Source organism: Variovorax sp. P4_B10, from assembly GCF_056402375.1.
Window position 1 is genome coordinate 85,168 of the sequence record NZ_JBFUHN010000016.1, and the last position, 8,504, is coordinate 93,671.

General features: G+C 68.2%; 5 protein-coding genes. 4 read left to right on the forward strand and 1 reads right to left on the reverse strand.

The window, feature by feature from the left end:
• The first annotated feature begins 3 nt into the window (after nucleotides 1–3).
• Entirely contained in the window at nucleotides 4–2,529 is a 2,526-nt protein-coding gene (gene ligD, locus AC1DXX_RS10585) for a DNA ligase D (protein WP_478134135.1), read from the forward strand.
• A gap of 13 nt (nucleotides 2,530–2,542) precedes the next feature.
• Here the strand turns inward: ligD and AC1DXX_RS10590 are convergent, their stop codons facing one another.
• Nucleotides 2,543–3,361 (reverse strand): transglutaminase-like domain-containing protein, encoded by an 819-nt coding sequence (locus tag AC1DXX_RS10590; protein WP_478134136.1) that lies wholly within the window; start codon nucleotides 3,359–3,361, stop codon nucleotides 2,543–2,545.
• A gap of 293 nt (nucleotides 3,362–3,654) precedes the next feature.
• On the opposite strand from AC1DXX_RS10590, the gene AC1DXX_RS10595 reads away from it, so the two are divergent.
• The 3 genes from AC1DXX_RS10595 to AC1DXX_RS10605 all read left to right on the forward strand — a co-directional run bounded on the left by AC1DXX_RS10595 (nucleotide 3,655) and on the right by AC1DXX_RS10605 (nucleotide 8,320).
• Entirely contained in the window at nucleotides 3,655–3,804 is a 150-nt protein-coding gene (locus AC1DXX_RS10595; RefSeq protein ID WP_478134137.1) for a hypothetical protein, read from the forward strand.
• Between the two features lie 31 nt (nucleotides 3,805–3,835).
• On the forward strand, nucleotides 3,836–6,022 hold the full coding sequence (gene katE / locus AC1DXX_RS10600) for a catalase HPII (protein ID WP_478134138.1): 2,187 nt from the start codon (nucleotides 3,836–3,838) through the stop codon (nucleotides 6,020–6,022).
• Between the two features lie 153 nt (nucleotides 6,023–6,175).
• A complete protein-coding gene (locus AC1DXX_RS10605; RefSeq protein ID WP_478134139.1) occupies nucleotides 6,176–8,320 on the forward strand; it encodes a CHAT domain-containing protein in 2,145 nt (714 codons plus the stop codon).
• Nucleotides 8,321–8,504 lie beyond the last annotated feature (184 nt).

Here is an 8,504-nt window from a genome sequence, read left to right on the forward strand (position 1 = left end):
GCCATGGGGACCACCGCATCGACCGCGCGCAAGGCGCTCGCCCGCTACCATGGCAAGCGCGATTTCTCGCGCACGCCGGAGCCCAGGACCGGCGGCCGCAGCGGCAAGCGGGTGCTGTCCTTCGTCATCCAGAAGCACCACGCGAGCCATCTGCACTACGACTTCCGGCTCGAACTCGACGGCACGCTCAAGAGCTGGGCCGTGCCCAAGGGGCCTTGCCTCGACCCGACGGTCAAGCGCATGGCGGTGCATGTCGAGGACCACCCGATGTCGTACGCGGATTTCGAAGGCACCATCCCGCCCAGGCAGTACGGCGCGGGCACGGTGATCGTCTGGGACCGCGGCGACTGGTTGCCCGACGGCGATGCGCGCAAGTCGCTCGCGGCCGGCAAGCTCAAGTTCGAGCTGCGCGGCGAGAAGCTCCATGGCCACTGGACACTGGTGCGCATGCACGGAAAGGGCGATGAGAAGCACGAGCCCTGGCTGCTCATCAAGGAGCGCGACGGCGAGGCGCGCGATCTCTCCGACTACGACGTGCTCGAAGAGCAGCCGGCGAGCGTGCTGACCGGCCGCGGCGTGGACGAGGTGGACAGCCCGCCGAAGAAGAAGGCGGGGGTCAAGGTGCCTGCCAAAAAGACGGCGGCAAGGAAGGCCGCGGCAAAGGTCGCGCTGCCCGCCGCCTTCCAGCCCCAACTGGCCACCCTCGCGGCCTCGCCGCCGCCTTCGCCCGACGACTGGCTCTACGAACTCAAGTTCGACGGCTACCGCCTGCTCACCCGCATCGAGAAGGGCAAGGTGCGCTGCTTCACCCGCAACGGCCTCGACTGGACTGCCAGGCTGCCCGCGCTCGCCGAGGCGCTCGCGAAGCTTTCCACCGGTTCGGCCTGGCTCGACGGCGAGATCACCGTCGAGGGCGACAACGGCGCGCCCGACTTCCAGGCACTGCAGAACGCCTTCGACCGCGGCGCCACCGCAGCCATCGTCTACTGGCTGTTCGACGCGCCTTTTCTCGACGGTCATGACCTGCGCGACACGCCGGTCGAAGAGCGGCGCGCGCTGCTCGCCCGCCTGCTCGGCAAGAAGCCCCCGGCGCCGCTGCGGCTGAGCGAGGCCTTCGATGCCCCGCCGCGCGACCTGCTTGCCTCGTCGGCGCGCATCGGCTTCGAGGGCATTGTCGGCAAGCGCAAGGGCTCGCCCTATGTGTCGCGCCGCTCGCCCGACTGGATCAAGCTCAAGAACCAGCTGCGCCAGGAGTTCGTGATCGGCGGCTACACCGCGCCCAAGGGTGCACGCGCGGGCTTCGGTGCATTGCTRCTGGGCGTGCACGACGAGGCCTCCGGGCGCTTGCGCTACTGCGGCAACGTCGGCACCGGCTTCGATGCGGGGCGTCTTGCCGACATCAAGGCGCGGCTCGACAAGCTGGCCACCGGCGATTGCCCCTTCGATCCGGCACCGCGCGGCGCGAAGGCGCAGTGGGTCAGGCCCACGCTCGTGGCGGAAGTCTCGTTCGGCGAATGGACCCGCGAAGACCGCGTGCGCCAGGCCGTGTTCCAGGGGCTGCGCACCGACAAGCCCGCGGGCGACATCCAGCGCGAGCGGGCGAAGCAGCCCACGGCATCGGCAACGAAGAAGGGAGCGACCCCAGCCATGGCCCAGAAGATCACCCACGCCGACCGCGTGATCGACGCGCAAAGCGGCACCACCAAGGGCGCGCTGGCCGCCTACTACGGCAGCGTGGCCACGCTCATGCTGCCGCACCTGCGCGGCCGGCCCGTCGCACTGGTGCGTGCGCCCGATGGCGTGGGCGGCGAGCTGTTCTTCCAGAAGCACCTGCAGAACCGCGAAATACCCGGCGTGCGCCTGCTCGACCCCGCGCTCGATCTGGGCCACGAGCCGCTGCTGCAGATCGACACCCGAACCGGCCTGCTCGGCGCCGCGCAGATGAACGTCATCGAGCTGCACACCTGGAACGCCACCTCGCGCGCGATCGACCGGCCCGACCGCATGACCTTCGACCTCGACCCCGGCGAAGGCGTCGCGTGGCCGCAGATCCAGGAAGCCACGTTGCTGGTGCGCACCCTGCTCGACGAACTGGGCCTGCCCGCCTTCCTGAAGACCAGCGGCGGCAAGGGCCTGCATGTGGTGGTGCCGATCCGCCGCCAGTACGGCTGGGAGGCCGTCAAGGGCTTCTCGCAGGCCGTGGTGGCGCACCTGGCGCAGACCATTCCGGAGCGCTTCGTCGCCAAGAGCGGTCCGCGCAACCGCGTGGGGAAGGTGTTCGTCGATTACCTGCGCAACGGCTTCGGCGCGACCACCGTCAGCGCCTGGTCGGCGCGTTCGCGCCCGGGGCTGGGCGTGTCGGTGCCGCTGGCGTGGGACGAACTGCCCGCGTTGACGGGCGCCGCGCAGTGGACCGTTGCCAATGCCGGCGAGCGCTTCTCGACCGGCAACAAGCCATGGGCCGCGATGGAGCGCAGCCGCAAGGGGCTCGCCGCGGCGATGAAGACACTGGGCTACGAGCCGGAGTGACCCCGGTCGCCCGCTACGGCAGCACTTCCCTGGTCGTCACCTCGAAGCGCTGCAGCGTGTTCGCGCCGAACACCATGGTGATCGGCACGTCCGCCGCGTCGCGCCCGCGCGCCATCACCACGCGGCCGATGCGCGGCTTGTTGTGGCGCGCATCGAAGGTGTGCCAGCGGTCGCCCAGGTACACCTCGAACCAGGCGCTGAAGTCCATCGGGGAAGGCACCGGCGCAATGCCGATGTCGCCCAGGTAGCCGGTCACGTAGCGCGCGGGAATGTTCATGCAGCGGCACAGCGTGATCGCCAGGTGCGCGAAGTCGCGGCACACGCCGGTGCCTTCGCGGAAGCCTTCCAGCGCTGTGCGGGTGGCGCGTGCGCTCTGGTAGTCGAAGCGCAGATGCCGGTGCACGTAGTTGCAGATGGCCTGCACGCGGCCCCATCCCGGCGCCACGTTCGCGAAGTTGGCCCAGGCGAACTGCAGCAGCTCGCTGTCGACCTCGCAGTAGCGGCTCGGCAGCACGAAAGGCAGCGTGGACACCGGCAGGTCGGCCGCCGCGTGCTCGGTGGCGCCGAGGTCGACCGGGTCGGGCGCGCCGGTGTCGTACACGGTGGCTTCGTTGCGCAGCCGCACGCTGCTCACGCCAAGGGGCACATGCACGCGTGCGCACTGGTTGCCGAAGCCGTCCCGGTAGTGGTCGGTGACCAGCGGCGGGCTGATCGTGATGTGCTCGCTGCCCTGGATGTCGATGGCCCGCGACGGATGCACCTGCAGCATGTAGATCAATGCCGTGGGGGCGGTGACGCCGAGCTCGATGTCGAAACCGATCCTGATCTGCATTGAAGTTCTTCCCTGGTGAGCCGGGGTGCGCCGGTGCGCGAGACAGAAGACGACAAGCACGTTTGATGCCGTCGTTGCCCCATGCTATGCGATGCGCCCGAAAAGCCGCGCTGCGACAAGACGCGAAACGGCGTAGGCCGCCGCGAGGCGCTGTCGGTGCGCTCCTACTGCGGGGACGCCTGCTCTCCCACATGCGAGGGAGGGCCGCCACTACGGGTGGCAGCCGGCGCAAAACGTAACCTTGGGTGCTGTTTCTCAATCCCGTTCGATCTCGGTCTCCTTGGAGGGAAATCATGGAGTTTTCATCGCTGTTCGACGTGTTCGCAGGTGGGTTGGGAGACGAAATCCTGATCTGGGCGGTCGCCGCCGTCGCAGGCTGCATCGGCCTGATCGCACTGGTGAATGTGCTCGACATGTTCATCGACAACAACGAAGCGGGCTGAGCGCCCATCCATGAAAGATTCCAGGTCTTCGATGACGCCACAGAACAAGGCAGCCGCAGGCCGCCGCGCCAGCACCGCCAAGACGGGTGACGGCAGCAACGCCAAGCAGCTGCAGCTCGACGGCTTCACCACCGAGCATCCGACGCACCTGACGACCAACCAGGGGCTGCAGATACCGGACAACCACAACTCGCTCAAGGCGGGCGTGCGCGGACCCACGCTGCTCGAAGACTTCATCCTGCGCGAGAAGATCACGCACTTCGACCACGAGCGCATTCCCGAGCGCGCGGTGCATGCGCGCGGTTCGGCGGCGCACGGCCATTTCCAGGTCTACAAGTCGATGTCGCAGTTCACCTGCGCCGACTTTCTGCAGGACCCGGACGCGAAGACGCCCGTTTTCGTGCGCTTCTCGACCGTGGCCGGCTCGCGCGGATCCGCCGATACGGTGCGCGACGTGCGCGGCTTCGCCGTCAAGTTCTACACCCGCGAAGGCAATTACGACCTGGTGGGCAACAACATTCCGGTGTTCTTCATCCAGGACGCGATGAAGTTCCCCGACCTGATCCACGCCGTGAAGCCCGAGCCGCACCACGAGATGCCGCAGGCCGCGAGCGCGCACGACACCTTCTGGGACTTCGCCTCGCTCATGCCCGAGACCACCCACATGCTGATGTGGGCGATGAGCGACCGCGCCATTCCGCGCAGCCTGCGCATGATGGAAGGCTTCGGCGTCCACACCTTCCGCTTCGTCAACAGCCGCGGCGAGAGCCACTTCGTGAAGTTCCACTGGAAACCCAAGCTCGGCATCCATGGCCTGGTGTGGGACGAGGCACAGAAGATCGCGGGCAAGGACGCCGACTTTCACCGCCGCGACCTGTGGGAGGCCATCGAGAACGGCGACTTCCCCGAGTGGGAGCTTGGCGTGCAGATCGTTCCGCAGGACAAGGAGCACTCGCTCGGCTTCGACCTGCTCGACCCCACCAAGCTGATCCCCGAGGAAATGGTGCCCGTGCAGCGCATCGGCCGGCTGGTGCTCAACCGCAACCCCGACAACTTCTTCGCAGAGACCGAGCAGGTGGCCTTCCACCCCGGCCACGTGGTGCCGGGCATCGACTTCAGCAACGACCCGCTGCTGCAGGGCCGGCTCTTCTCGTACACCGACACGCAGATCTCGCGCCTGGGCGGCGCCAACTTCCACGAGCTGCCGATCAACAAGGGCGTGTGCCCGTTCCACAACTTCCAGCGCGACGGCATGCATCGCCAGACCATCTCGCGCGGCCAGGTGGCCTACGAGCCCAACACGCTGGGCGGCGACACGGAGTTCCGCGTCGATGGCGGCAGCAACGGCTTCCAGTCGTTCCCCGACGAGGTCGAGTCGCCCAAGGTGCGCCGCCGCAGCCCGTCGTTCGACGACCACTTCACGCAGGCGCGCCTGTTCTTCAACAGCCAGAGTGCGGCCGAGAAGGAACACATCGTCGCGGCCTTCCGCTTCGAGCTGTCGAAGCTCGAGGTGCCGGCGATCCGCCAGCGCGTGGTCGACAACCTGGCACACGTGGACGAGAAGCTCGCGCGCCGCGTGGCGGAGCCGCTGGGCATCGGCGAGCCCGACGCCAAGGCCGCGGCAGGCCGCGCGGGCTTTCGCGAACACCGCATCCAGCTGCCCATCGACGAATCGCCGGCGCTCAGCATGGCCGGCACCGGCGACGGTTCGATCCGCACGCGCAAGATCGCGATCCTCGTGGCCGATGGTGTCGACTCGGCGTCGCTGAAGCCGATCCGCGATGCACTCGAACATGCCGGTGCGCAATGCAAGGTGGTGGGGCCGCGCCTGGGCACCGTGGCCAGCGCATCGAAGCGGCAGATCGACGTCGACATGACCTTTGCCAACACGCCATCGGTGATGTTCGATGCGGTGCTCGTGCCGGCCGGCACCGAAAGCGCCGCTACGCTTGCAGGGCTGGGCGATGCGGTGCACTTCGTGCTCGAGGCCTACAAGCATTGCAAGGCAATCTGCACGGTGGGCGACGGCGTGAAGCTGCTTTCGACGCTGGGCATCGGTGCGGACACCGACGCCCCCGCGGGTGTCGTCGTGGCCGTCACGCCGGTCACCAACCTGGGCGATGCCACCGCCGCCACGCAGATCGCGCAGGACTTCATCGCCGCCATCGCGAAGCATCGCCACTGGGACCGTGCCAACATCGACGCCGTGCCGGCTTGACGGGATCCGATAGTCCTTTTGCGCTAGACCGTATTGCGAGTAGCCGCAGCGGGAGCCCCCTCCTAGACTTTCCCCACGAGGCCTGAACGGCGCGCACTTCCGCGGCGTCGATCGTCTGCACCAGCAGACGCATGGGCCGCGCGCGGGGGTCCAATGGCGTGGTTTTCGAGATGGGGATGGGAGCGCCCTGCACGTCATCGTGCGGGGATCGCAGGAGCTCTCGGTCTGGCTGGCATTCTTCTTCTGGGCTACGGTCCTTCGGCATCGGCGCAGCAGGCGACGAGCGCCGAAGCCGCGGCCAGCAAGATGGAGCAGGCCCGGCTGGCCGACACCGACACCTTGCTGGCACTGACCAGCGAAGGTGCTGTTCTCTACGGGCAGGACGCGGTCAAGCTCTCGGGCTACCAGTACTGCAGCCAGGCCGTCGCGCTGGCGGAGGCCGGCGAGTTTCGCCAGAGCGTGCGCGCCGCCAGCAAGGCGCTGCACCTCGCCAACGCCACGCGCGATCCGAACCTGATGGCGATGGCCAATCGCGACCTGGCCATCGTCTACAGCTATTCGGGCCAGCTCGAGAAGGCCGAGGAATTCGCACGCGAAGCACTCAAGCACCCGGCGCGCGATCCCAAGCTGGTGGTCGGCCCGGTGCAGAAGGTGATCGGCGATGTGCGCACGCGCCGCGGCGACTTCTCCGGCGCCGTGCTCAGCTATGACGAGGCGCTCGCCAACAGCTCGCCGCGCTATGCGCCGCTGGTACAGGCCTCGCTCGTCAATGCGCTGATCGAATCGGGCGATGCCGTGCGGGCGCGCGAAGTGCTCGGCACCATGGCGCCGCCCAAGGACGCACCGCTCACCGCGCAGCTCGACCGCACCCGCGCACGCCTGCTGCTGGCCGAGAAGAAGCCGGCCGAGGCGCGCGACCTGTACCGCGCGCTGACCGCGCGCCAGGTGGGCGTCGACACCGAGTACTACCGCCTCTGGGCCTGGGACGGCGTGGCGCGCAGCGAAATGGCGCTGGGCCAGAAGCAGGCCGCGGCCGAGGCCGTGGGCCAGGCGCTCGGCGGCGTGGACAAGGTGCGTGCCAAGTTCCGCAGCGAAGAATTCAAGATGGGCCTGTTCTCGGACCTGCAGTCGGTGTTCGAGCGCGGCGTGTCGATCTACAGCGATGCGGGCGATGCGCGGCAGGCCTTCGAGGTCAGCGAGCACAGCCGCTCGCGTGCGCTGCTCGATGCGGTGCGTGGACGCGCCAAGATCGGCGACCAGGCCGCCAACACCGTCGACCTTGCCACGCTGCAGCGCACGCTGGCGGCCGACGAGCGCGTGGTGCAGTTCCATTCGCTGCCCGACCGGCTGGTGGTGTGGGTCGTGAGCCCGAGTGCGATCCAGGAAAAGACGGTGGCGGTCAAGCGCGACGAGCTCAACGAGCTGGTCGAGACCTTCCGCAACTCCATCGTGCGCGGACGCCGCACCGCCATCACCAACGCCGACAAGCTCGGCGCCGCGCTGCTCGGCCCGCTCGGCCTCGCGCCGGGCCAGCGCCTCATCATCGTGCCCCACGGCCCGCTGCACTACCTGCCGTTCCAGGCACTGCGCCTCGACGGCCGCTACGTGATCGAGACGCACCCGGTGTCGGTGGCGCCGTCCATCAGCATCGCCGTGCAGCTCGCGCAGCGCACGCCGCGCGTGAGCGCAGCGCTGGTGGCCTTCGGCAATCCGCGCATCGAGGACAAGTACGACCTGCCGGGCGCCGAGACCGAGGTGAAGCAGCTCGCCCAGCTGTTCCCGCGCAACACGGTGTACATGGGCGCGGCCGCCACCAAGACGCAGTTCCGCGACGTGGCCGCGCGCTCGCCGCTGATGCACGTGGCGGCGCATGCGGAGGCCGATGCGGTCGATCCGCTGTATTCGCGCATCCTGCTGGCCAACGAAGGCGGCAAGCAGAATTTCCTGGAGGCGCACGAGATCCTCGGGCTGCCGATGGACGGCACCGCGCTGGTCACGCTCTCGGCCTGCGAGTCGGGGCTCGGCCGCATCGCGCAGGGCGACGAGGTGCTGGGTTTCACGCGCTCCTTCCTGTCCGCCGGCAGTTCCAGCCTGATCGCTTCGCTGTGGCCGGTGTCGGACGACGCAACCGCGGTGCTCATGAGCACGCTCTACGGCGAGCTCTCGAAGGGCCGCGACATCCAGAAGGCCATGCAGGCCGGACAACTGGCCGTGCTGAAGGATCCCAAGATGTCCCATCCCTTCTTCTGGGCGCCGTTCAATTTGATCGGCAACTGGCGTCTCACCGTGGGCAGCTGACATGAAACCTTGCTTGTCGATTCGTCGCGTTGCTGTTTTGCATGGAGTGCGTGAGCTGTGGCGCGATCCCGCCGACGGTGTGCTCTGCTCCGCGAATGTCCCCCGGCGCGGCCTAGGGCCGCATGCCTCCTCCTTTATTTCGCTGCGCAGAGCACACCATCGGCGTGATCGCTCAGAGCACTTG